The sequence below is a fragment of the Leucobacter sp. L43 genome, from assembly GCF_016597785.1.
Lineage (GTDB): Bacteria > Actinomycetota > Actinomycetes > Actinomycetales > Microbacteriaceae > Leucobacter > Leucobacter alluvii.
This window is the reverse complement of record NZ_JAENJG010000001.1, coordinates 1-22,796: the sequence shown is the minus strand read 5'-3', so window position 1 is coordinate 22,796 and position 22,796 is coordinate 1. Positions and strand designations below refer to the sequence as shown.

The window sequence follows — 22,796 nt, the reverse complement described above, 5'->3', positions numbered from 1 at the left end:
ATCCGAAACGCGGGCACCTGAACGCGAGCGGGCTAAGAGATCTTCTTCAGCTCTTCTGCCACCTGGAACGCCAGCTCCAGCGACTGCATGTGATTCAGACGGGGATCGCAGACCGACTCGTACCGGGTGGCCAATGTCGCCTCGTCGATGTTCTCCGACCCACCCAGGCACTCCGTCACGTCGTCGCCCGTGAGCTCGATGTGGATCCCGCCGGGGTAGGTGCCGACTTCACGGTGCGCCTCGAAGAAGCCTCGCAGCTCGTCCATGACGTCGTCGAAGCGGCGGGTCTTGTACCCGGTCGCCGTCGTCATGCCGTTGCCGTGCATCGGATCGGTCACCCAGAGCGGTGTCGCTCCCGCGTCGCGCACTCCGGCGAGCAGGCCAGGAAGGACGTCGCGGATCTTTCCGGCGCCCATTCGGGTGATGAAGGTCAAGCGGCCCGGCTCGCGCTCGGGATCGAGCTTGTCGATGAGGCGGAGAGCGTCGTCGACGGTGGCCGTCGGTCCCAGCTTCACGCCGATCGGATTGCGCACGTGCGAGAGGAACTCGACATGGGCGCCGTCCAGATCGCGGGTGCGCTCTCCGATCCAGAGCATGTGCCCGGAGGTGTCGTACAGATCTCCCGTGCGCGAATCGACACGCGTCAGCGGGCGCTCGTAGTCGAGGAGCAGGGCCTCGTGGCTGACGTAGAACTCGGTCTGAGTGAGCGCCGTGTTGTCGACGCCGCATGCCGCCATGAACCGGAGTGCGCGGTCGATCTCGCCGGCGAGCGATTCGTACCGCTGGTTCGCCGGATTCGAGATGAAGCCCTGGTTCCAGGCGTGCACCTGCCGCAGGTCAGCGAAGCCGCCCTGCGTGAACGCGCGGATCAGGTTGAGCGTCGAAGCGGAGACGTGGTAGCCCTGCACCAGGCGTGCGGGATCGGCCGTACGGGATTCGGTGGTGAAATCGTAGCCGTTCACCAGATCGCCGCGGTAGGCCGGCAGGGTGACGCCCTCGCGAGTCTCGTCGTTGCTCGACCGCGGCTTCGCGAACTGCCCCGCCATGCGCCCGACTTTGATCACGGGCATCGAAGCGCCGTACGTGAGGACGACCGCCATCTGCAGCAGCGTCTTCACGCGATCGCGGATGCGGTCGGCCGTCGCCGCGGAGAACGTCTCAGCGCAATCGCCGCCCTGCAGCAGGAACGCCTCGCCGCGCGCCGCGGCCGCGAGGCGGTCGCGCAGCTGGTCCGCTTCCCCTGCGAACACGAGCGGCGGCTGCGACGAGAGCTCGCGAGCCGAATAGGCAACGGCGTCAGGATCGGGCCAGACGGGCTGCTGCTTGGCCTCGAGCGCCTGATAGGCGTCGAGCTCCGCGAACGCTCGTTCGGCAGCAGTCTCGTGAATCTGGCTCGTCATGTCGATCCCTTACGTGAGTGGGTACAGAAATATCGCGGCGATCGGCCGCGACCGTATCAGCCTACTGCCTCACGGGGCGCAGGCACGAAGTGCGACCGATGCCCGCAGCGAACGGCGCTAGCGGTTGCGGACGCTCGACGCGTAGACGTCGACGTAGGTCTGCCCGCTGAGCTTCTGGATCTCGAGCATGATCTCGTCCGTGACACTGCGCAGCACGAACCGATCGGCGCTCATCCCCGAGAAGCGACTGAAGTCGAGGGGCTTGCCGACGACGGTGCCGATGCGACGGATCTTCGGGACCTTCGCGCCGATCGGCATGGCCTTCTCCGTGTCGATCATCACCACCGGAACCACCACCGCCCCCGATTCGAGCACGAGACGAGCGACACCGGTCCGACCGCGATAGAGCCGCGCGTCGGGGCTGCGGGTGCCCTCGGGGTAGATGCCGAGCACGTCCCCGCGATCCAGCACGCTGAGCCCGGTGTTCAGCGACGCCTCCGACGCCTTGCCACCCGACCGGTCGATCGGAAGCTGGCCGACCGCGGTCATGAAGGACTTCACCAGCCAGCCCTTCAGCCCCTTCCCGGTGAAGTAGTCGCTCTTCGCGAGGAAGTACACGCGTCGGTCGATCATCGTCGGCATGAAGAAGGAATCGATCACCGAGAGGTGGTTTCCTACAATGATCACCGGTCCGGTCGCCGGAATGTTCTCGGCACCCTCCAGCCACGGGCGGAAGATCGTTTTCAAGATCGGCCCGATGATCAGGTGTTTAAAAATCCAGTAGAGCACAGCCCACGATTCCTCTCGACTGAGAACACCCTACCGGAGCCGGAGGTGCGACGGAGGTATGCATATAGGGTGGCAGAGCAAGGTGCGACGCGAGACGCCGCGTCGCGTATGACGGATACATGAGTATCGAAGGAGCTGCCGTGAATCAGTCCGAGACCCCGATCCTCGTCCCACCGGTGCCAGAGGACAACATAACGGACCTCCTGGAGCAGCGGGTGCAGGCGACCCCCGATCGGGCCCTGTTCGCCGTTCCGGCCGGCGATGGCTGGCGCGACATCAGCGCGACCGCTTTCCGCGCGGACGTGGTGGCCCTCGCGAAGGGATTCGTCGCTGCCGGCATCGAGCCCGGCGATCGCATGGCGTTCATGTGCAAGACGAGCTACGAGTGGACGCTCGTCGATTTCGCGATCCACTATGCCGGCGCGGTCATGGTGCCGATCTACGAGACCTCTTCGCCGCTGCAGGTGCACTGGGTGCTCGAGGATTCCGGTGCCCGTGCCGTCATCACCGAGACGGACGATCACGCTGCGCGATTCGAGGAGATCCGTGACGATCTCCCTGCGGTCGGGCTGACGTGGCGCCTCGACCAGGGCGCGCTCGCCGAGCTTCGCGCGGCCGGCGCGGGCGTCGACGACGCGGAGATCGATCGCCGTCGCGCGCTCGCCCAGGGCGCGGACATCGCGACCGTGATCTACACGTCGGGATCGACGGGGCGGCCGAAGGGGTGCGTGCTGACGCACGCGAACTTCGTCGATCTCTCGCGGAACGCGGCCGCGGCGCTCTCCGACGTCGTGCAGCAGCCCGGTGCCGCGACGCTGCTGTTCGTCACCCTGGCTCACGTGTTCGCCCGTTTCATCTCCGTCATGTCGGTGCACGCCGGCGTGCGCGTCGGGCACCAGGCCGACACCAGCCAGTTGCTCCCGGCGCTCAGCTCGTTCCAGCCGACGTTCCTGCTCGCCGTGCCGCGGGTGTTCGAGAAGGTCTACAACTCGGCGGAGCAGAAGACCGAGGCCGAGGGCAAGGGCAAGATCTTCCGGGCCGCGGCCAAGGTGGCCGTCGCCCACTCCGAGGCGCTCGATGCCGGCAAGGTGCCGTTCATGCTCGGCGTGAAGTTCCGCGTCTTCGACAAGCTGGTCTACGGCAAGCTTCGCGAGAAGCTCGGCGGCAAGGTGCGCTTCGCCGTCTCGGGCTCCGCTCCCCTCAGCCACTACCTCGGCCACTTCTACCGCAGCCTCGGCGTCAAGATCCTCGAGGGCTACGGTTTGACCGAGACCACGGCGCCCGCCACCGTCAATCTCCCGAACAAGTTCAAGATCGGCACGGTCGGCCCGCCGCTTCCCGGACACACGGTCCGAATCGCGGAGGATGGTGAGATCGAGGTCAAGGGCATCGATGTCTTCAAGGAGTACTGGAACAACCCGGAGGCCACCCGCGAGGCGTTCACCGACGACGGGTTCTTCCGCACCGGGGACATCGGCTCGCTCGACGACGACGGGTACCTCTCCATCACCGGACGCAAGAAAGAGATCATCGTCACGGCAGGCGGCAAGAACGTCGCCCCAGCCGCACTCGAAGATCCCATCCGCTCGCACACGATCATCGGTCAGGTCGTCGTCGTCGGAGATCAGCGTCCGTTCATCTCAGCGCTCATCACCCTCGATCCCGAGATGCTCGCACCGTGGCTGAACAATCACGGCGAGGACGCGACGATGACTCTCGAGGAGGCTGCAGTGCACCCGAAGGTGCTCGCTGAGGTGCAGCAGGCCGTCGACCAGGGCAATGCGTACGTCTCCCGCGCCGAGTCCATCCGGAAGTTCGTGATCCTGCCGACAGAGTTCATCGAGGCCAACGGTCACCTCACTCCGAAGATGAGCATCCGACGGGACAACATCCTCCGCGACTTCGCGGGAGAGATCGCCGACATCTACGGAGAGCATCCGCAGACGGAGAACGTCTCCGTCGTCAGGTAGTCGGCGCCGCATCTCGGGCGGAGGTCCACCGGGCCGCGCCCAGGACGATCAGAACCAGCTCGAGGTGCGGATCTGACGCATGGCCTCGCCGCGCGTATCGCGATCGAGACGCGAGAGGTAGAGCTTTCCGTCGAGGTGATCGCATTCGTGCTGCAGCGCCTGCGCGAGCAGGCCATCACCGGCGATCTCGACCGGGTGCCCGTCGAGGTCGATGCCGCGCACGGTCGCCCGAGGGTACCTCGCCACGTCGAACCAGAGGTCCGGCACCGAGAGGCATCCTTCGCCGGTCAGCACCGGCTCCCCCTCGAGCGCGACGATCTCCGGATTGATCACGTAACTGAGTTCGCCGTCGATGTGCAGGCTGAACACCCGGAGCGTGTGTCCGATCTGCGTGGACGCGAGCCCGGCTCGACCCTCCATATCGACGGTGTCGAGCAGATCCTGCACGAGGGCCCTGACACCCTCGTCGATCTCGACGACCGGATCGCACACGGTGCGAAGCACGGGATCTCCGAAGACCCTGATTTCACGAATTGCCATGGCACCCGAGCCTAGTGCCTCGTTGCAGCGCGAGTCTGCACCGAGGCGCTCGTGCTGCTACTCCGCCCGGGAGACGACCGCGATGAGGTCGCCGGATTCGAGTCCGCGCGTACCCGTGAACACGATCCGCTCGATGCGACCGGAGATCGGCGCCGTAATCGCGGCCTCCATCTTCATCGCCTCGATGGACGCGACCGGCTGACCGGCCTCGACGACGTCGCCCTCCGCGACCTTCACGGTCACTGTGCCCGAGAACGGTGCAGCGACGTGCCCCGGCGCCGAACGATCGGCTTTCTCCGCGAGCACCGCCTCGACCTTCACGGATTCATCCTTGACGAAGACTTGACGCAATTGGCCGTTCACGCGCACCATCACGGTTCGCAGGCCCTTGTCGTCGGCTTCGCCGATGGCCTCCAGTCCCACGTACAGCCGCACGCCCTTCGCGAGATCGATCGCGCGCTCCTCGCCCGATTGCAGGCCGTAGAGGTAGTCCGCTGTATCGAGCACCGAGACGTCGCCGTACTGCTCGCGGACGTCCGAGTACTGCTGGGTCGGCTGCGGGAAGAGGAGGCGATTGAGCGTCTCGCGCCGCTCAGCGCTCGACCCGTTCAGCAGCGCAGCGTCCGCATCGGAAACGGGCGCGACATCGATGTTCACGGTGCGACCCTTGAGCACCTTGCTGCGGAAGGGTTCCGGCCACCCGCCTGGGATCTCGCCCAGCTCTCCGGCGAGGAACCCGACCACTGAGTCGGGGATGTCGTACTTCTCCGGGTGGGCTTCGAAGTCCGCCGGATCGGCGTCCACCGCCGAGAGGTGCAGGGCGAGATCGCCGACGACCTTCGACGACGGTGTCACCTTCGGAATGCGGCCGAGGATGCGGTCGGCGGCGGCGTACAGATCCTCGATCTTCTCGAAATTGTCGGCCAGTCCCAGCGCGATCGCCTGCTGCCGCAGGTTGGAGAGCTGCCCGCCAGGGATCTCGTGCGTGTACACGCGCCCGGTCGGGCTCGGGAGCCCGGATTCAAACGGGCGGTACACGGAGCGCACGGCGTCCCAGTACGGTTCGAGCGCGAAGACGGCGTCTTGCGAGAGGCCCGTATCGCGATCCGTGTCGGCGAGCGACGCCACCAGTGCGGACAACGACGGCTGACTGGTCGTGCCTGACATCGGCGCCGATGCGGCGTCGACCGCATCCACCCCGGCAGCACTCGCCGCGAGCAGCGTTGCGAGCTGCCCGCCCGGAGTGTCGTGCGTATGCAGATGCACCGGGAGATCGAACCGCTCGCGGAGCGCGGTGACGAGCTTCGCCGCGGCAGCCGGGCGCAGCAGCCCCGCCATGTCCTTGATCGCGAGAACATGCGCGCCGGCATCGACGATCTGCTCGGCGAGACGCAGATAGTAGTCCAGGGTGTACTTGTCCTCCGCCGGGCTCAGCAGATTGCCGGTGAACGACATCGCGACCTCGGCGACCGCTGTGCCGGTCTCTCGCACCGCGTCGATCGCGACACGCATCTGGTTCACGTCGTTGAGCGCGTCGAAGATGCGGAAGACGTCCACTCCGGTCGACGCCGCTTCCCGCACGAAGGCCTGTGCGACCTGCTCGGGGTACGGGGTGTACCCGACCGTGTTCTGGCCGCGCAGCAGCATCTGAATCGGTACGTTCGGGAGCGCCTCGCGCAGCTTCGCAAGTCGCTCCCAGGGGTCCTCCCCCAGGAACCTCAGGGCGACGTCGTACGTGGCACCGCCCCACGCCTCGACCGACCACAGCTCGGGCGTCATGCGCGCCACATACGGAGCCACGCGCGCGAGATCCTTCGTGCGCACGCGCGTCGCGAGCAGCGACTGATGGGCGTCGCGGAACGTGGTCTCGGTCACCGCGAGCGCGGTCTGCTCGCGCAGCTGACGCGCGTAGGCTTCCGGCCCGATCTCCAGGAGGAGCTGCCGCTTCCCCGCAGACGCTGGCCGTGACAGATCGAGACGGGGCAGCTTGGCCTCGGGATCGATGAGTTCGGGACGGGGGCCGTGCGGCTGGTTCACGGTGACGTTCGCCACGTGCTGCAGCAACCGTGTCGCGCGATCCTTGGACGCGTTCATCTTGAGCAGTTCCGGGCGTTCGCCGATGAACTGGGTCGAGATGTCGCCGGACTGGAAATCGGTGTCGGCGAGAACGGCCTGGAGGAACGGGATGTTCGTCGCGACGCCGCGAATGCGGAACTCGGCGAGCGCCCGCTGCGCGCGGCGCACCGCGTCCTCGAACGAACGCCCGCGGCAGGTGAGCTTCGCCAGCATCGAGTCGAAGTGCGGGCTGATCTGCGCACCGACCTCGATCGTGCCGCCGTCGAGGCGCACCCCGCCGCCGCCCGGCGAACGGTACGCGGTGATGCGGCCCAGGTCGGGCCGGAACCCGTTGACCGGATCCTCCGTGGTGATCCTGCACTGCAGCGCTGCGCCTCGCAGCTGAATGCGATCCTGGGTCAATTCGAGTTCAGCCAGAGTCGCCCCCGCCGCGATCCGCATCTGCGCACGCACCAGATCGACATCGGTGACCTCTTCGGTCACCGTGTGCTCGACCTGGATGCGCGGATTCATCTCGATGAAGACGTGCTCCCCGGCGCGCTCGCCCGCGGTGTCGAGGAGGAACTCCACGGTCCCGGCGTTCTCGTACCCGATCGATTCCGCGAACGCGATCGCGTCGCGTGTGAGTTCTGCCCGCTTCTCCTCCGTCAGGTTCGGAGCCGGCGCGATCTCGACGACCTTCTGATGGCGGCGCTGCACGGAGCAGTCCCGCTCGAACAGGTGCACCGTCGCCCCGGTCGAGTCCGCGAGCACCTGCACTTCGATGTGCCGCGGGCGCAGCACGGCCTGCTCGATGAACATCGTCGCGTCGCCGAACGCGGACTCCGCCTCGCGCATGGCCGCAGCCAGCGCGTCACGCAGATCCTCGACCCGCTCCACTCGCCGCATCCCTCGTCCGCCGCCGCCGGCGACCGCCTTCGCGAACACGGGGAACCCGATCTCCTCGGCGCCGGCGACCAGCGCTTCGATGTCGGTCGACGGCGGAGTGGATCGCAGGACGGGAACCCCCGCCGCGATCGCATGCTCCTTCGCGGCGACCTTGTTGCCCGCCATCTCGAGCGCGGTCTTGCCCGGCCCGATGAACCGGATGCCGGCGGCATCGGCGGCCGCCGCGAGATCCGGATTCTCCGACAGGAAGCCGTACCCCGGGTAGATCGCATCCGCGCCCGACTCGACGGCGACCCGCACGATCTCGGCGACGTCCAGGTATGCGCGGACCGGATGCCCCACCGAGCCGATCAGGTACGCCTCGTCGGCCTTCAGCCGATGCAGGGAATTGCGGTCCTCGTACGGGAACACTGCGACCGTCTGCGCACCCAACTCGTGCGCCGCTCGAAACGCCCGAATCGCGATCTCACCACGATTCGCCACCAAGATCTTCTGGAACACTCCGCCTCCTTGCTACTGTTCTCGCCGCCGGGTGCTCGCACCGTCGAACTGGTTCGATATCAAGATACATGGTCGGTCACGCGCGAGTGGTCATATGGCGAACTGCGGCGGGAGCCGCCGGCCCGGGGTCGACGATTCCGTTCGCCCACGACGAAGTCAGGCGACGCACGGGGCGAATCCACTAAACTTGCCACGTGCATGTATTGAGTGTGAGTTCCCTCAAGGGCGGCGTCGGCAAGACGACCGTGACGCTCGGCCTCGCTTCAGCCGCGTTTTCCCGCGGCCTGCGGACACTGGTCGTCGACTTCGATCCGCAGTCCGACGTGTCGACGGGTCTGGCCGTGAACCCCGAGGGGTTCGCCAACGTCGCGAACGTGCTCGAGAGCCCGAAGGAGAAGACGGTTCGGAGCGCCATCGCGCACAGCGGCTGGAACGACTACCACGAGGGCGGCAAGATCGACCTCCTCGTCGGCAGCCCCTCGGCGATCAACTTCGACGGCCCCCACCCCTCCACACGCGACATCTGGAAGCTCGAAGAGGCCCTCGCGGTCGTCGAGTCCGAGTACGACCTCGTCCTCGTGGACTGCGCACCTTCGTTGAACGCCCTGACCCGAACTGCATGGGCGGCGAGCGATCGCGTGCTCGTCGTCGCTGAACCGAGTCTGTTCGCCGTCGCGGCCACCGACCGCGCGCTTCGCGCGATCGAAGAGATTCGGCGCGGCGTCAGCCCTCGTCTGCAGCCGCTCGGAATCCTCATCAATCGCACGCAGCCCCAGTCGCTGGAGCACCAGTTCCGCATTCGGGAGCTCCGCGAGATGTTCGGCCCCTTGGTGCTCAGCCCGCAGCTCCCTGAGCGCCTTTCGCTGCAGCAGGCGCAGGGCGCCGCGAAGCCGGTGCACATGTGGCCGGGCGAAGCCTCTCAGGAGATGGCCGCGAACTTCGACCTGGTGCTCGATCGGATTCTTCGATCTGCCGGTATGGACGCCGGGCGCGCCGGAGCTTCGAACGCTCCCACTGCTACCGTCGTGGAGAACTGAGCGCGAGCTCTCGCACTGCGTCGAGTGCCCTGCCTCGACGCGCTCGATACTGGGCATCGCGGAGCTGAGCTCTCGCGAATCTGAGTCGTCGCGGAGCTGACCCCGTTCGAGTTCGCAGGACGCGCGCCACTCCGACGCGCGCCACTCCTCCGAGTCAGGAGATCTTGCGGGTCTCCCGCCGAGCTGCCAGCTCGTCGACCGCGGTCCCCGTCGTCTCCGACGCGGTCTCCTCACGGTGCTCGTCCATGTCGACCAGAGACGTCTCCACTTCGCGGAGCACCTTGCCGACGGCGATGCCGAAGACCCCTTGCCCGCGGCTCACGAGGTCGATGACCTCGTCGTTCGAGGTGCAGAGATAGACGCTCGCTCCGTCGCTCATGAGCGTCGTCTGCGACAGGTCGTGGACGCCGGCTTCGTGCAGCTGCGCCACGGCGGTGCGGATCTGCTGCAGTGAGATTCCGGTGTCGAGCAGACGCTTCACGAGCTTGAGTACGAGGATGTCTCGGAAGCCGTAGAGGCGCTGCGAGCCGGATCCCTTGGCGCTGCGCACGGTCGGTTCGACGAGGCCGGTGCGAGCCCAGTAGTCGAGCTGGCGGTAGGTGATGCCGGCCGCGCGGGCTGCCGTGGCGCCTTTGAATCCGCCGTCCTGATTCGGGCGCGGAAGGCCGTCGTCGAACAGCACATCAGCGTCGATGGAGAACGAGGTGAACGACTCGGCCATTGCTGCCCCGTCCGACTCCGTGCCGACGTGCGCCGGCGGAATCGCCGCGTCGCCGCCGGGCCGCTGAGTGTGCTCCATCGTGTTCCTTTCACATCGGCGCACGCAAGGATGGGCGCCGAACTTCACCAACGCTATCGAGCACCTCGCCCTGGTGCAACGACCGTTGAGGGTTAATTATCGCGTGTCGACCTCAAGTGGAACTTGAGGGTTGAAAACGCGCCGAAGTTCGCGTCGTCAGGCGTTGCCGATCCTCCGTCGCAACACGCCGGCGCGCACCGTGTCGAGGTGATCCGCGATCTCGAGCGCCCCTTCCATCGCAGCAGGCGACGCCGCCTTCACGCCCCGCGTCGAGACGGCATGACCGATGAGTTCGGCCTCGCGCTCGGCCGCGACGCGCAGCGGCCGGAGGTGACGCGGAGTGATGCCCTGCTCGGAGAGCTTCAACAGCGCGGTCACCTGCGCGACCGCGTCGTGCGGAAACACCTCGGCTGCTGGCAGCAGGCCAGCCGCGATCGCCTCGCCGATGAACCGCGGGCTCGCCCCGGTCAATCGCCGCAGCTCTTCACTGCTCAGGACGCGCTTCGGCGCCAGAATGCTCGAGGCGCTGCGCGGCGCAGCTCCGGGGATGATCGGGTCACGGCCGGCGTCGAGTTCCTCGAGCACCTCCGCGATGACTTTCAACGGCAGGTAGTGATCGCGCTGCAGCGTGAGAATCAACCGCAGGCGTTCGATGTGCGCCTGCGAGAATTTTCGATAGCCCGACTTCGTTCGCTCAGGCGTGACGAGCCCCTGCTCCTCGAGGAAGCGCAGCTTCGAGGGGGTCAGGTCGGCGAAGTCGTCCTGCAGCCGGGCCAGCACGTGACCGATGCTGAGGAGACCTGAAGGGTTTTGGCGGGCCTGGGAGGCCGCCACGCTAGTTCTCCTCGGCGAGATCGAATCGGGAGGCGAAGAAGGTGAAGCGGAACTTGCCGACCTGCACCTCTGCGCCGTCCTGCAGCACGACCGAACCGTCGATCCGGGTCCCGTCGCAGAAGGTGCCGTTGAGCGAACCGAGGTCGGCGACCGAGAACGTCGTACCGCTGCGGCGGAACTCCGCATGTCGTCGGGATACGGTCACGTCGTCGAGGAAGATGTCCACCGCCGGATGACGACCGGCGACCGTGACATCCTGGTCGAGGAGGAAGCGCGCGCCCTGATCGGGGCCGCGCCTCACGACGAGAAGCGCCGCACCGGAGGGAAGGGCTTCCACCGCTTCCCGCTCGTCGATCGTCAGATCGGTCGCCCGCGTGCGAATGAGTGCGCCCAGATCTTCTCGGAACTGCTGGGTCGATCGCACTTCCGTGCTCTCTGCGCGACGGGCATGATTGTCGCTGCTCATGTCCTCACCCACTTCTTCACTCGGGGCCTCAGCAAGCCGTTCGGCTCGACACTTCTACGCTATCGCAGGCGAGGCTCCCGGCGCACGTCGGCGGCGACTTTTGTCGACGCTCACGGCGTGGCGTCCAGCAACTTCCCCGCTATTCGTGAGATTCGAGAAACGCGTAGACCTCGTGGGCGTCGACGCCGGGAAACGTTCCCGTCGGCAGCGCCGCGAGCAGGCTCGTCGGCGTCGCCGCCTCGGGCCACGCAGCCGCCTCCCACTTCCGGGTCAATTCGGCCGAGGCCTGCCGGCAGCACTGATCGTCCGGGCAGAAGGACTGAGAACGATGGGCCGTCTCCCGCCCACGGAACCACTTCACGTCGGAGAAGCGCACCCCGACGCTCACGGAGTACTGCCCTTCTTTCGCCTTCTCGACCCGCGAAGTGCACCAGTAGGTGCCCCCCGCCGCCATGTCGGTGTACTGGTACCACGGGTTGAACCGGTCGGGCTGCCCGAAGACCGTCCGCGCGGTCCAGTTCCGGCACACGGTTGCTCCCTCGAAGTTCCCGAGCGCGTCCGACGGGAATCGCACTCCGTCGTTCTCATACGCCTTGATCAGCGTCCCCGATTCGTGCGCCTTCATGAAGTGCACCTCGAGCCCGAGTCGCTCACTCGCCAGATTGGTGAACCGGTGGGCCGCCATCTCGTAAGAGACGCCGAAGGCATCGCGCAGATCCTCCATCGAGATCTGTCGCTGCTGCTTCGCTTCGGCGAGCAGCGGAACGGCCGCCGCCTCCGGGAGCAGCACGGCGCCCGCGAGATAGTTGGCCTCAACGCGCTGCCGCAAGAACTCGCCATAGCTGCTCGGCTCCTCGTGCCCGCAGACCACACTCGCGAGCGCGCGCAGGATCGGGGCGCGCGCATCTCGCGATGGGACCGCGCCGCTCAGATACACCCTGCCGTTGCGGCGATCGATCACGGAGCGCGTCGAGTGCGGCATGTCGGAGACGTAATGCAGACTGAACCCCAGGCGCTCCGCGATGTTCGCGATCGTCTGCTGCGACACCGGGCCGCCCGCGTACCCGACGCTGTCGAGGAGACCGGTGGCCGCGCCCTCGAGTTCGGCGAAGTAGTTGCCGACGCTGCGCATCTGCGCCCGGAGTTCGGTGTTCGCACGCCGAGCCTCCTCCGGTGTCGCAGCGCGCTCCCGATGGAGCCGTTCGACTTCCTGATGCAGCCCGAGGATCGCCTGGAGCGTCTCGTCGCTCGTCGCCTTGGAGACGCGGATCGGCTGCAGACCGAGTGACTGGAACACGGTTCCTCGCTGCGCGCGCTCCACCGCGATCTCGAGGGCGGCGCGCTCCGAGGGCGCCTCCGTGTCGAGCAGGGTGTCCACCGTCACGCCGAGCGCCACCGCCAACGACCTGAGCATCGGGAGCCGGGGTTCCCGTTTCCCGTTCTCGATCGCGGAGAGCTGGGACGGTGCGCGGTCGACGGCACGCGCCAATTGCTCCAGAGTCAGGCCCCGCGAGGTGCGCAGCGCGCGGACGCGGCGCCCGAGGAGCAGCGCATCGCCCGCGGCTTCGCCGCTCGTCGTCTGCGCCGGATCGATATCGAGAAGAGTCATGCGGCTCATCCTCGCAGACGCACTTTCTTCCGGCAAGTGAAAATACTCCAATTCTTCACCCCCCGAAGTGCCCAATGCGACTGGTGAGCACCCCCCAGGATGGAACTACACGGAAAACACGCCTTCGGGCCGAACACAGGAGTCATCGTGACCAACGACGCATCGCAGACCCCCTCATCCGCCGAGCAGCTCGCCTGGGACTGGGAGAACGACCCGCGCTGGGACGGAATCACCCGCGATTACACCGCCGCCGACGTCGTCAAGCTCAGGGGAACCGTGCAGGAGGAGCACACGCTGGCGCGCCGCGGCGCCGAGAAGCTGTGGAGCCAGCTCACCAGCGAGACCCCGACCGGCGGCTACACGAACGCCCTCGGAGCACTCACCGGCAACCAGGCCGTGCAGCAGGTGAAGGCCGGCCTGCGCGCGATCTACCTCTCGGGCTGGCAGGTGGCCGCCGACGCCAACATCTCGGGCCACACCTACCCCGATCAGTCGCTCTACCCCGCGAACTCGGTGCCGCAGGTCGTGCGCCGCATCAACAACGCACTCCTCCGCGCTGACCAGATCGAGCACTCCGAAGGCATCAGCACCGTCGAGGACTGGCTGGTTCCGATCGTCGCCGATGCCGAGGCCGGCTTCGGCGGACCCCTCAACGCGTACGAGCTCATGAAGTCGATGATCGCGTCCGGTGCCGCCGGCGTGCACTGGGAGGATCAGCTCGCGAGCGAGAAGAAGTGCGGTCACCTCGGCGGCAAGGTGCTGATCCCCACGCAGCAGCACGTGCGCACGCTGAACTCCGCGCGCCTCGCGGCCGACGTCGCCGGCGTGCCCAGCGTCATCATCGCCCGTACCGACGCCGAGGCCGCGACGCTCATCACCTCGGACGTCGACGAGCGCGATCGTCCGTTCGTCACCGGAGAGCGCACGGCGGAGGGCTTCTACAAGGTCACGAACGGCCTCGCACCGTGCATCGCGAGGGCGAAGGCCTACGCACCGTACTCCGATCTCATCTGGATGGAGACCGGCACCCCCGACCTGGAGCTGGCGCGCCAGTTCGCCGAAAGCGTCAAGGCCGAGTTCCCGGATCAGATGCTCGCCTACAACTGCTCTCCCTCGTTCAACTGGAAGAAGCACCTGGACGACGAGACGATCGCGAAGTTCCAGCGCGAGCTCGGAGCGATGGGCTTCTCCTTCCAGTTCATCACCCTCGCGGGATTCCACGCACTGAACTCGTCGATGTTCGACCTGGCGCACGGCTACGCCCGCGATGGGATGTCGGCGTACGTCGAACTGCAGGAGCGCGAGTTCGCAGACGAGGCGCGCGGCTACACGGCGACGAAGCACCAGCGCGAGGTCGGCACCGGATACTTCGACGCGATCTCCACCGCACTCAACCCGGACGCCTCGACCCTCGCACTCGTCGGCTCCACCGAAGAGGGCCAGTTCCACTGAGCGACGGTCCCCACCGAATTCACCCGACACCACTCATATCGAGGAGCAGATCATGACGACGACCCAGGCGGGACTGCAGCTGCAGACCGCCACCACCGAACGCACCAGCACATCCGAGAGCACGACATCGCCGTCGCGGTTCGAGGTGCTCGGACGTCCATTCCCCCGCAGCGAAGAGATCCTCACGCCCGATGCCCTCGAGTTCCTGACTCGCCTGCACGACCGCTTCGCCAGCACTCGGCACGAGCGTCTCGCCGACCGACAGCGACGCCGCTACGAGATCGGCAACGGACGCGATCCGAAGTTCCGCGAGGAGACTCGGGCGATCAGAGAGGATCCGAACTGGCGCGTCGCCGGCGCGGGCCCGGGTCTCGAGGATCGGCGCGTGGAGATCACCGGCCCCACCGACCCGAAGATGACGATCAACGCGATGAACTCCGGCGCTCGCGTCTGGCTCGCAGATCAGGAAGACGCGACGAGCCCGACGTGGCGCAACGTCATCGGCGGCCAGATCTCGCTCTTCGACGCGATTCGCGAGCAGCTCGCCTTCACCAGCGAGGCCGGCAAGGAGTACCGGGTCACCGCCGAGCGCACCCCGACGATCGTCATGAGGCCCCGCGGGTGGCACCTCGTCGAGAAGCACCTCCGCTTCACGGACACGCATGGACGTGCCGGTGCAGCGTCGGGCAGCCTCGTCGACTTCGGACTGTACGCGTTCCACAACGCGCGCGAGCTCGTATCGCGAGGACGGGGACCGTACTTCTACATCGCCAAGCTCGAGTCGAGCGAAGAGGCGAAGCTGTGGGACGACGTCTTCACCTTCACCGAGGAGGCGCTCGGTCTCCCCCACGGCACCATTCGCGCGACCGTGCTCATCGAGACGCTTCCAGCGGCTTTCGAGATGGAAGAGATCCTGTATGTGATGCGGGACCACATCGCCGGACTGAACGCCGGGCGATGGGACTACATCTTCTCGATCATCAAGAACTACCGCGGTCGCGGAGCTCGCTTCGTGCTCCCGGACCGCAGTGAAGTGACCATGACCGTGCCGTTCATGCGCGCCTACACCGAGCTGCTCGTGCAGACCTGCCACAAGCGCGGCGCCCACGCGATCGGCGGGATGAGTGCCTTCATTCCCAACCGTCGGGACCCGCAGGTGACAGCGCGTGCGGAGGAGAAGGTCCGCGCGGACAAGCACCGTGAGGCCGGCGACGGGTTCGACGGCACGTGGGTGGCGCACCCAGACCTCATCCCCGTCGCACAAGCCGAGTTCGATGCGGTGCTCGGTGAGCGCCCGAACCAGGTCGATCGGCAGCGCGATGACGTGCATGTGACCGCGGCTCAGCTGCTCGACGTGCGGATCGGTCGGGATATCACTGAGGCCGGCGTGCGCGAGAACGTCTCGATCGGCATCCGGTACATCGAGGCCTGGCTCCGCGGACTGGGCGCGGTCGCCATCGACAATCTGATGGAGGACGCGGCGACCGCCGAGATCAGCCGTTCCCAGATCTGGCAGTGGATCCATCAGGATCAGTCGACTGCCGAGGGCACGCGGATCACTCGGGAATGGGTCGCCGAGCTCGTCGCTGAGGCCGTCGCCGGTTTCGAACGCGCGGACGGCGATCGCTACGACGACGCTGCTGAGCTCTTCACCGACGTGGCGCTCGGCGACGACTTCCCGACGTTCCTGACCGTTCCGGCCTACAGCCGATACCTGGTCGACGCGTAGCGAGGCAGTTCCACCACGACGCGCACGAGGAGTCGTCGACAGCGAGCCGGGTCCCGTCGGGCCCGGCTCGCTGCACGTCAGCCGGATTTCGAAGGCCCCGATCCAGCGTCGTTCTCCCGTTCAGGGCGACGCGCGAAAGACTCCTCGCTGCGCTCGATGGCCGGCGCCAACTCGTCGACCACGAGCGTGGTCGTGTCGAGTTGCCCCGTGCGATACGCAGCGCGACCCACCATGTGCGCGGCCACGGGAGCGGTGAGGGATTGAAACACGAAGACCGGCACCAGGGCGAGCAGCGTCGCGACGGACCGTTCCTCGAGCGCGATCGCCGTGATCGTCAGCAGAAGCCCGAAGATCTGGGGCTTCGTTGCCGCGTGCAGACGGCTGAGCGCGTCGGGGAACCTGATGATGCCGACTCCCGCCGCGACTGAGAGCACGGCGGCGAGGAAGATGCAGACGGCCGCGATCAGATCGAGTACGGCATCAAACATGTCCCGTCTCCTTCGGCTGCTGGTGGGGAGGCTGCTCCGCGCGCCGCTTCACGAAGCGGGCGACGACGATCGTCGCGAGCGTCGCCGTGGCGGCGATCACCGTCATCAGCGGGATGGTGTCCGTGTGACCGCGCGCCACCATGTCAGCGCCGACGGCGAGCATCAGCGTCGTGAGGAGCACATCGGAGGCGATCATGCGATCCAGAATCGTCGGCCCGCGCACGATGCGCACGATGGCGGCGAGGGCGGTCACGGTGAGACCGATGCCAGCCGCGATGAGCAGGAGCTGCGTGATGTTGCTCATGTCAGGGCCTGCACTTCCTGCTTGGACCCGGCTGCCATCACCAGCAGGCGCTCGATGGTGTACACGCTACGTCGCATCTGCGTCAGCTCGCGCTGCGTCGGCGTATTCAGCACGTGCAGGTACAGCGTCGAGTTGAATCGATCGATCTCGGTCACGAGAGATCCTGGGATCAAGGAGTTCGTGAGCGCGACCATCGTCATGATGAAGTCGGACCGCGTGGTGAGCTTCACCGCGATGATCGACGTCGTCGGCACCGGTCCGGGGCGCACGGCCAGCCATGCGACTCCCCATGAGGCGCGCGCCAGGTGCCAGATGAAGTACCCCAGGTACCGCAGTGCATGCCAGACATTGAATCGACCGGCGAGCTCCACGGGCGGGAGGTAGAACAGTCGCATGACGAACACGGCGATGACCAGACCGCTGAGCACCGAAAGCAGTGACACCTCGTGCCAGAGCATCATCCAGAGAACGACGAGACCGATCACGAGGGGCAGTTCGTGCAGCCGCACGCCAAATTCGCGTCGACGGGCTTCGCGGGGTGATTCCCCCGCGAGCTCCGTGGGTGCATCACTCATGCGATTCCCCCTCTTCGAGCGTGGTCTGGCCGCTCCCACCGCCGGGTCCGCCCGAGCCGGCTCCAGAGCCGTCGCCGAGCACCTGTTCCACGACGATACCCGGCTCGGCGAGGGTTTCTCCTGCCCGGGTCGCGTACGCGTAGAGCGGACCCGCGAAGATGGTCAGTGTGACGCTGATGGCGACCATGCCGGTGGTCGCCACGAACATCAGCTTCGGGATCTCCTTCTGCTCGGCCTGCGGCTGCGCATCTGGCGCGTCCTGCAAGCGCTCGAAGAGCGCCTGCTCGCGCTCGCGCAGCATGACGGCTTCCGTGGTGGTGGGCTTCGCGGATTTCGGATCGCTTCCCTGCTGCGCCGGTGCTCGCCAGAACGCGAGCACCCACGCGCGCGCCAACGCATAGAGGGTGAGGAGGGAGACGAGCGCCCCGATGCCGATGAGCCAGTACGCTTCTGGGCTCGCGACATCGGCGGCGACCGTGAAGAGCCCGAGCTTCCCGATGAACCCTGAGAACGGGGGGATGCCGCCGAGGTTCAGCATCGGGATGAAGAAGAGGATGGCGATGAACGGCGCAGTGCGCATCAAGCCGCCGAGACCGGAGATCGAGGTGGTCCCGCCTTGTCGTTCGACCAGACCGACGGCGAGGAAGAGGGTCGTCTGCACGATGATGTGATGCGCGATGTAGTAGATCGTCGCGGCGAAGCCGGCTGCATTGGCCATGCCGATTCCGAAGATCATGTACCCGATGTGGCTGATGAGCGTGAACGACAGCAGCCGTTTGATGTCGAGTTGCGAGACGGCGCCGAGAATGCCGACCAGGAGCGTCAGTCCCGCGATGATGAGGAGCAATCGGTCGACGCTCGAATCCGGGAACAGTTTCGTCTGCGTCCGAATGATGGCGTACACGCCCACCTTCGTCAGCAATCCGGCGAACACCGCCGTGACCGGAGCCGGGGCCGTCGGGTACGAGTCCGGCAGCCAGAAGGCGAGTGGGAAGACGGCGGCCTTGATGCCGAACGCGATGAGCAGTGCCAGATTGAGCAGGAGTTGCACCTCGCTCGGCAGCTCCGCGATCCGCACCGTGAGCTGCGCCATGTTCACCGTGCCCGTGGCGCCGTAGATCAACCCGATCGCTGCGAGGAAGAGCACGGACGACACGAGCGACACGATGACGTACGTCACGCCGGCGCGAATGCGCTGCGCAGTCCCTCCGAGCGTGATGAGCACGTAGCTCGCCACGAGCAGGATCTCGAAGCCGACGTAGAGGTTGAAGAGGTCGCCCGCGATGAACGCGTTGAACACGCCGGCACCGAGCACGAGGTACGTCGGGTAGTAGATCGACACCGGCGTGTCTTCGTCTCCGTCGGCGAGGCCCTGACCGAGCGAGAAGAGGAAGACGCCGAGGAGCACGATCGATGACACCGTGAGCATGAGCGCCGACACCCGGTCCACGACCAGTGCGATGCCGAACGGAGCCGCCCAGCCGCCGACCTCCATGACGAGCGTGCCGTGCGCATCCACCAGGAACATCAACGCGCCGCTGAGCAGCACGACGGCGCTCAGGGCGAACAGCGTGATTCCCTGCTGCAAGCGGCGGTGCCCGGGCACGGCAAGTGCGAAGGCGGCCCCCGCGAGCGGGATGAGCACGGCGAGCGGAACGAGCTGAATCATGTCTTCGGCTCCCCCGCGGTCTCGGATGCATCGGAGGCTGGCTTGCCGCTCGGTGCGATGTCTGCGCCGGATTCGGCGTAGTCCTCGTCGTCGTACTCCTGCGTCTCCGCGAGGTCTTCGTCGGTGACCTCGGTCGCTGCCAGTGCGCGCGTCGTGGCGAGCTCCAGATCGGAATCGTCGTCCTGCACGCGGTCGTCATGGTCGTGCGCGAGGCGCCACGACCGGTAGATGAGCGCGAGCAGGAAGGCGCTGACGCCGAATGTGATGACGATGGCCGTGAGAATGAACGCCTGCGGGAGCGGATCGCTCATCTCCTCGGCCGACGCCTCTCCGTAGATCGGCGCAGCTCCGAAGCTTCCCGACATCAAGAAGATGAGCAGGTTCGTCGCATTGCCCACGAGGAGGAAGCCGAGCAGCAGGCGCGTCAACGACCGATCGAGCATGAGGTAGACACCGCAGGCGTACATCACCACCATCACGGCGACCAGAACGAGTGGCATCGTCATCGCGAGCTCACCTCCTCTTCCTCGAACGAGGCGATATCCGCCTCTTCGTGCTCATCGATTTCGGCGCCGAGACTCCGGAGCACGTCGAGAATCAACCCGAAGACGACCAGGTACACGCCGATGTCGAAGAGCGTCGAGGTCACCAGCGGAATGGAGCCGAAGATGCCGAGATCGATATCGACCCACGCCGACGCCAGTGCCGATTGCCCGAAGAGCATGGGGATGAACGCCATCGACACCGCGATGGCGAGCCCAGCGCCGAGAATGCGGCCGGCATCGAGCGGAACCGTAGCCCCCAGTTCGTGGCGGCCGCCTGCGAGGTACCGCGCGACGAGCGCGAGCCCGGCGACGAGCCCGCCCGCGAATCCGCCTCCCGGCGAGTTGTGCCCGGTCAGGAGCAGGTAGATCGACAGAATGATCAGCGCGTGGAAGATGAGACGCACCACGACTTCGAGCAGGATCGAGCGGCGCGCCGGATCGAGGTGCCGTCCCGCCAGAAGCCAGGTCATGCGGCGCGCGGGATCGTTGGGGTCTGCGACGCGGAGCAGGTGTTCCTGCGCGGCCCTCCGCGCGTCCCGCCGGCTCAGCTTCGGGCGGTTGTCGACACGGGTGCTGAGGAAGACGAGCGACGCCACGCCGGTCGCGGCAGCCAGAATCACGGAGAGCTCGCCCATCGTGTCCCAACCGCGGATGTCGACGAGCATCACATTGACGACGTTGCTCCCGTGGCCGCCGGCGTACGCGAGCTCGGGTAGCTGCAGGGAGATCGGCTCCGCGATGCGCGATCCGAGTGCGATGACCGCCAGCATGCCGAAGACGAGCCCGACGCCGATGCCGATGCCCGCACGGAGCCACCTCTTGGGGCGGCTCGCGCGATGACCGATCCGCTGGGGCAGGCGCCGGATGACGAGCACGAATGCGATGAGCGTGACGGTCTCGACGAGCGCCTGGGTCAACGCGAGATCTGGGGCCCCGTGCATTGCGAAGATCGCGGCCATGCCGTATCCGGTCAGGCCGACGAGCACCACCGATTGGAATCGCGTGCGTGCGCGCAGGGAGAACAGGGCGGCGATGATCATCACCAGTGCGATCGGGATCTGCACCGGAGAACTGATCAGCACGAATTCGCCGGGCCATTCGGCGGTCGCGAGTGCGGTGCCGCCCAGCGTTCCGACGAGCACGATCAGGATCACCGCGAGATAGAACGGAAGCGAGCCGCGCTGCGTGATGGACGTGAGCTTCACGGCGATCGAATCGACGAAGTGCGTCACTATCCAGTAGGCGTGCGATGCCGAGAACCGCTCGACGGGAGGCTGCATGCGCCGGGTCGTACGACTGAGCACCCAGGCCAGCAACGACCCGCCGATGAGCACCCCCGCCGAGGCGAACAGGGCCGGCGTCACACCGTGCCACAGTGCGAGGTGCTCGATCTTCACACCTGCGGCTTCCGCGTTGACCAGTGGAAGCAGCACCGCGTCGGCTGCAGGCGCGACCAGCCCGATCAGGAGTGTCGCACCAGCGAACACGCCGGGAGCGATCAGGATCGAACGCTCGGGCGCGTGAGCGACTCGGCAGGTCTCGACGTGCGGCTTCGATGCGAATGCGCCCCAGACGAACCGACCCATGTATGCCACCGTGAGCACGCTGCCGACGACTGCGACCACGAATGCCGCCATCGCCAGAGGCCGCTCCTGGCCGACCTCGAGCAACTCCGTGAACGCAGACTCTTTCGCGATGAAACCGAAGAACGGCGGGAACCCCGCCATGGACGCCGACGCCAGCACCGTGATCGCGAAGAGCACCGGCATCTTCTTCCCGAGCCCGCTGAGCTTTCGCAGATCGCGGGTGCCGGTCGAATGGTCGATGACGCCGACGGAGAGGAAGAGTGGCGCTTTCGCGAGTGCGTGCGCGAAGAGCAGCGCGAAGCCGGCGAAGGTCGCCCGCGGGTCGCCCACCCCGAACACCATGACCAGCAGCCCCAACTGGCTGACGGTACCGTGAGCCACGATGAGCTTGAGGTCGAACTGGCGAAGCGCACGAATGCCGCCGTTGATCATGGTGATGGCGCCGAGAACGACCAGCGTCTCCCGATAGCCGGGCACGTCGCCGAACGCCGGGGTGACGCGGGCGATCAGGTAGATGCCTGCTTTGACCATGGCCGCCGCGTGCAGGTACGCGCTGACCGGCGTCGGCGCCGCCATGGCGCCCGGCAGCCAGAAGTGGAACGGGAAGATCGCCGATTTCGAGAGTGCTCCGGCGAGGATCAAGAACACCGCCGTGATGCCGACGCCACCCTGGGGAGGCGTGGCGACGATATCCGAGAGCAGCGAGCTGCCGACCTGATTCGCGAGAAGCACCAGGCCCACGAGCATGGCGAGTCCGCCGAGCGTCGTCACCATGAGCGCTTGGAGAGCGGCGGCCGTGGACGTGCGCAGACGGGTGAGGTGTCCGATGAGCAGGAACGAGAAGATCGTCGTCCCTTCCCAGAAGATGAAGAGCAGATAGACATCGTCCGCGAGCACGAGGCCGAGCATCGACGTCGCGAACCCCATGAACACCGCGGCGAAGCGCTCGAGCCCCGGCTCGTGCGCGTCGAAATAGCGACTGCAGTAAAGCAGGACCAGCGCACCGGCCCCCGAGACGAGCAATGCGAAGAGCACGGAGATCGTGTCGAGCCGGAACGTCAGCGTGAGGTCGAGCTGCGGCACCCAGGCGAAGGACTCCACGACCGGCGCACCGCTGTACACCTGGACCGCGAGCACGGCGAAGAGGCCGGCAACGGCTGCGAGGAGCGCCGCCCCTACGAAGAAGACGTTGCGGCCGAGTACTCGAGCCAGCGGGTGAGTCGCGATGGATACGACAGCGAGGATGAGCAGGACACTCATCATCGCTCCCATAGGCGGCCCACTTCCGGTTCCGTCGGCGTTCAGTTCTGGAACCAGTCTACTGGAAGTGAAACACTCATTCCCCTGAGAACGAACACTCGAAGCCCCGATCACGACCGGGAAACCTGTTCATCGTCGACGACGAGAGCCCTGAAATAGCGAAAGGGTCGTACAGTGTGTGCCGTCTCTGGCTTACACTGTACGACCCTTTCTGTAAAAGGTGTCCGGCGGTGTCCTACTCTCCCACAAGGTCCCCCTTGCAGTACCATCGGCGCAATC

Annotated in this window: 18 protein-coding genes; 4 read left to right on the top strand and 14 right to left on the bottom strand. The window is 66.5% G+C overall.

Going from position 1 to position 22,796, the window contains the following annotated elements; genetic code table 11:
* Positions 1-32: 32 nt before the first annotated feature.
* Complete coding sequence (locus JE033_RS00090) at positions 33-1,400, bottom strand: class II 3-deoxy-7-phosphoheptulonate synthase (RefSeq protein ID WP_090149426.1); 1,368 nt, start codon at positions 1,398-1,400, stop codon at positions 33-35.
* Between the two features lie 117 nt (positions 1,401-1,517).
* Positions 1,518-2,189, bottom strand: a complete 672-nt coding sequence (locus JE033_RS00085; RefSeq protein ID WP_200328648.1) for a lysophospholipid acyltransferase family protein — start codon at positions 2,187-2,189, stop codon at positions 1,518-1,520.
* Positions 2,190-2,308: 119 nt separating this feature from the next.
* Between JE033_RS00085 and JE033_RS00080 the strand changes: the two genes are divergently transcribed.
* Positions 2,309-4,159, top strand: coding sequence for a long-chain fatty acid--CoA ligase (locus tag JE033_RS00080; RefSeq protein ID WP_234037031.1), 1,851 nt, complete (start codon positions 2,309-2,311; stop codon positions 4,157-4,159).
* Between the two features lie 48 nt (positions 4,160-4,207).
* On the opposite strand, the gene def is transcribed toward JE033_RS00080, so the two are convergent.
* Both def and JE033_RS00070 read right to left on the bottom strand, forming a co-directional pair.
* Positions 4,208-4,699, bottom strand: coding sequence for a peptide deformylase (gene def, locus JE033_RS00075; protein WP_090149436.1), 492 nt, complete (start codon positions 4,697-4,699; stop codon positions 4,208-4,210).
* A gap of 57 nt (positions 4,700-4,756) precedes the next feature.
* Positions 4,757-8,164, bottom strand: a complete 3,408-nt coding sequence (locus tag JE033_RS00070) for a pyruvate carboxylase (RefSeq protein WP_200328644.1) — start codon at positions 8,162-8,164, stop codon at positions 4,757-4,759.
* Positions 8,165-8,373: 209 nt separating this feature from the next.
* Between JE033_RS00070 and JE033_RS00065 the strand changes: the two genes are divergently transcribed.
* Entirely contained in the window at positions 8,374-9,201 is an 828-nt protein-coding gene (locus tag JE033_RS00065; protein WP_200328642.1) for a ParA family protein, read from the top strand.
* Between the two features lie 154 nt (positions 9,202-9,355).
* Here the strand turns inward: JE033_RS00065 and JE033_RS00060 are convergent, their stop codons facing one another.
* The 4 genes from JE033_RS00060 to JE033_RS00045 all read right to left on the bottom strand — a co-directional run bounded on the left by JE033_RS00060 (position 9,356) and on the right by JE033_RS00045 (position 12,918).
* Positions 9,356-9,922, bottom strand: a complete 567-nt coding sequence (locus tag JE033_RS00060) for a MerR family transcriptional regulator (protein WP_090149858.1) — start codon at positions 9,920-9,922, stop codon at positions 9,356-9,358.
* Between the two features lie 234 nt (positions 9,923-10,156).
* Positions 10,157-10,834: a MerR family transcriptional regulator gene (locus tag JE033_RS00055; protein ID WP_200328640.1), complete on the bottom strand. Its 678-nt coding sequence runs from the start codon at positions 10,832-10,834 to the stop codon at positions 10,157-10,159.
* A gap of 1 nt (position 10,835) precedes the next feature.
* The gene (locus JE033_RS00050) at positions 10,836-11,300 is read right to left on the bottom strand and encodes an FHA domain-containing protein (protein ID WP_090149863.1); all 465 of its coding nucleotides are present in this window, start codon (positions 11,298-11,300) and stop codon (positions 10,836-10,838) included.
* 139 nt (positions 11,301-11,439) lie between these two features.
* A complete protein-coding gene (locus tag JE033_RS00045) occupies positions 11,440-12,918 on the bottom strand; it encodes an XRE family transcriptional regulator (protein ID WP_200328638.1) in 1,479 nt (492 codons plus the stop codon).
* A gap of 138 nt (positions 12,919-13,056) precedes the next feature.
* Here JE033_RS00045 and aceA point away from each other — a divergent pair, with 138 nt between their 5' ends.
* Positions 13,057-14,361 (top strand): isocitrate lyase, encoded by a 1,305-nt coding sequence (gene aceA, locus JE033_RS00040; protein ID WP_090149453.1) that lies wholly within the window; start codon positions 13,057-13,059, stop codon positions 14,359-14,361.
* 52 nt (positions 14,362-14,413) lie between these two features.
* Positions 14,414-16,090, top strand: coding sequence for a malate synthase A (aceB, locus tag JE033_RS00035; RefSeq protein WP_200328636.1), 1,677 nt, complete (start codon positions 14,414-14,416; stop codon positions 16,088-16,090).
* A 77-nt stretch (positions 16,091-16,167) separates the two neighbouring features.
* On the opposite strand, the gene mnhG is transcribed toward aceB, so the two are convergent.
* The 6 genes from mnhG to JE033_RS00005 are packed head-to-tail and all read right to left on the bottom strand — an operon-like array spanning position 16,168 to position 22,520.
* Positions 16,168-16,578 carry a monovalent cation/H(+) antiporter subunit G gene (gene mnhG, locus JE033_RS00030; protein WP_200328633.1) on the bottom strand — a complete coding sequence of 137 codons (411 nt, stop codon included), beginning with the start codon at positions 16,576-16,578 and terminating at the stop codon, positions 16,168-16,170.
* Entirely contained in the window at positions 16,571-16,882 is a 312-nt protein-coding gene (locus tag JE033_RS00025) for a monovalent cation/H+ antiporter complex subunit F (RefSeq protein WP_090149466.1), read from the bottom strand. Before JE033_RS00025 ends, mnhG begins: the two co-directional genes overlap by 8 nt.
* The gene (locus JE033_RS00020; protein ID WP_090149470.1) at positions 16,879-17,457 is read right to left on the bottom strand and encodes a Na+/H+ antiporter subunit E; all 579 of its coding nucleotides are present in this window, start codon (positions 17,455-17,457) and stop codon (positions 16,879-16,881) included. The genes JE033_RS00025 and JE033_RS00020 overlap by 4 nt, the downstream gene beginning before the upstream one ends.
* On the bottom strand, positions 17,450-19,126 hold the full coding sequence (locus JE033_RS00015; RefSeq protein ID WP_090149475.1) for a Na+/H+ antiporter subunit D: 1,677 nt from the start codon (positions 19,124-19,126) through the stop codon (positions 17,450-17,452). The genes JE033_RS00020 and JE033_RS00015 overlap by 8 nt, the downstream gene beginning before the upstream one ends.
* On the bottom strand, positions 19,123-19,632 hold the full coding sequence (locus JE033_RS00010) for a Na(+)/H(+) antiporter subunit C (RefSeq protein ID WP_090149479.1): 510 nt from the start codon (positions 19,630-19,632) through the stop codon (positions 19,123-19,125). The genes JE033_RS00015 and JE033_RS00010 overlap by 4 nt, the downstream gene beginning before the upstream one ends.
* The gene (locus JE033_RS00005; protein ID WP_234037030.1) at positions 19,629-22,520 is read right to left on the bottom strand and encodes a Na+/H+ antiporter subunit A; all 2,892 of its coding nucleotides are present in this window, start codon (positions 22,518-22,520) and stop codon (positions 19,629-19,631) included. The genes JE033_RS00010 and JE033_RS00005 overlap by 4 nt, the downstream gene beginning before the upstream one ends.
* Positions 22,521-22,796: the final 276 nt, after the last annotated feature.

Excerpts from the sequence above, each read along its gene's own strand:
- JE033_RS00060 (WP_090149858.1), bottom strand. The coding sequence starts at position 9,922 with ATGGCCGAGTCGTTCACCTCGTTCTCCATCGACGCTGATGTGCTGTTC.
- JE033_RS00090 (WP_090149426.1), bottom strand. The coding sequence starts at position 1,400 with ATGACGAGCCAGATTCACGAGACTGCTGCCGAACGAGCGTTCGCGGAG.
- JE033_RS00005 (WP_234037030.1), bottom strand. The coding sequence starts at position 22,520 with ATGATGAGTGTCCTGCTCATCCTCGCTGTCGTATCCATCGCGACTCAC.
- def (WP_090149436.1), bottom strand. The coding sequence starts at position 4,699 with ATGGCAATTCGTGAAATCAGGGTCTTCGGAGATCCCGTGCTTCGCACC.
- JE033_RS00080 (WP_234037031.1), top strand. The coding sequence starts at position 2,309 with ATGAGTATCGAAGGAGCTGCCGTGAATCAGTCCGAGACCCCGATCCTC.
- JE033_RS00045 (WP_200328638.1), bottom strand. The coding sequence starts at position 12,918 with ATGAGCCGCATGACTCTTCTCGATATCGATCCGGCGCAGACGACGAGC.
- mnhG (WP_200328633.1), bottom strand. The coding sequence starts at position 16,578 with ATGTTTGATGCCGTACTCGATCTGATCGCGGCCGTCTGCATCTTCCTC.
- JE033_RS00015 (WP_090149475.1), bottom strand. The coding sequence starts at position 19,126 with ATGATTCAGCTCGTTCCGCTCGCCGTGCTCATCCCGCTCGCGGGGGCC.
- JE033_RS00010 (WP_090149479.1), bottom strand. The coding sequence starts at position 19,632 with ATGACGATGCCACTCGTTCTGGTCGCCGTGATGGTGGTGATGTACGCC.
- aceB (WP_200328636.1), top strand. The coding sequence starts at position 14,414 with ATGACGACGACCCAGGCGGGACTGCAGCTGCAGACCGCCACCACCGAA.
- JE033_RS00050 (WP_090149863.1), bottom strand. The coding sequence starts at position 11,300 with ATGAGCAGCGACAATCATGCCCGTCGCGCAGAGAGCACGGAAGTGCGA.
- JE033_RS00025 (WP_090149466.1), bottom strand. The coding sequence starts at position 16,882 with ATGAGCAACATCACGCAGCTCCTGCTCATCGCGGCTGGCATCGGTCTC.
- JE033_RS00020 (WP_090149470.1), bottom strand. The coding sequence starts at position 17,457 with ATGAGTGATGCACCCACGGAGCTCGCGGGGGAATCACCCCGCGAAGCC.